Source organism: Photorhabdus temperata (assembly GCF_025384845.1).
Classification (GTDB): domain Bacteria; phylum Pseudomonadota; class Gammaproteobacteria; order Enterobacterales; family Enterobacteriaceae; genus Photorhabdus; species Photorhabdus temperata.
The window spans coordinates 1-654 of sequence record NZ_JAJAFX010000208.1 but is presented as its reverse complement, the minus strand read 5'-3'; the positions used below and the strand labels follow the sequence as shown (position 1 = coordinate 654).

The following is a 654-nucleotide window of genomic DNA, read 5'->3' as shown; positions in this document are numbered from 1 at the left end:
CGGAAGTGATGAAAGAAGGAACAGGTATATACCGTATCTCTAATGTTTGTGGCTATAACACAGACATGGGCTGGGGCGTTCACGGTGGTATCTCAGTACCGAAAGACAATAACAATCTTGAACTGATTTTCGTTGATGACAGAGTGCAGAGTGACGGCTCTATCATCATTGAAACATTTCATCGTCAGCACTTACATTTACCGACACGCTTTCAGAACTGGCGACTTAAGTGTATCGATGCTAACAATGAACGTGTTTTCTACAAAGATGGAGAGCCTTGCGATATTCCAGAGAATTGCCGGTTAGATGTTAGAGTCCAAATGCCTGAAGATTCAGTGTGGAACGTTAAGCAGAGGGAGATGCAGGATCATCATCAGAAGGAACTGGAACAGTAGCAGCTTTCTCATCATCAGATGCCGGCATTTGCACACGAACATTAATCACTCGTCCATCGGGGATGTCGCATAGCTCACCATCATTGTAATAAACGACTTCCCCTGTTGCAGTTATACTTTTGACGCGCTTATTTTGAGCAAATTTCGGCGCGTCTGTATTTTGACGATGGTAACACTCAATTGTTATATCACCACTGGATATATCTACATATTCATTAACCCAGATAAGATTTAACCCGTTACTGTCTGCCGGGACGAT

General features: G+C 43.1%; 2 protein-coding genes. One reads left to right on the top strand and one right to left on the bottom strand.

Annotated elements, in window-relative coordinates:
* A partial coding sequence (locus LGZ99_RS24595) for a phage tail fiber protein (protein WP_449301379.1) occupies positions 1 to 395 on the top strand: 395 nt, incomplete at its 5' end.
* Here LGZ99_RS24595 and LGZ99_RS24590 read toward each other — a convergent pair.
* A partial coding sequence (locus LGZ99_RS24590; RefSeq protein ID WP_449301378.1) for a phage tail fiber protein occupies positions 346 to 654 on the bottom strand: 309 nt, incomplete at its 5' end. The two genes, LGZ99_RS24595 and LGZ99_RS24590, sit on opposite strands and share 50 nt — an antisense overlap.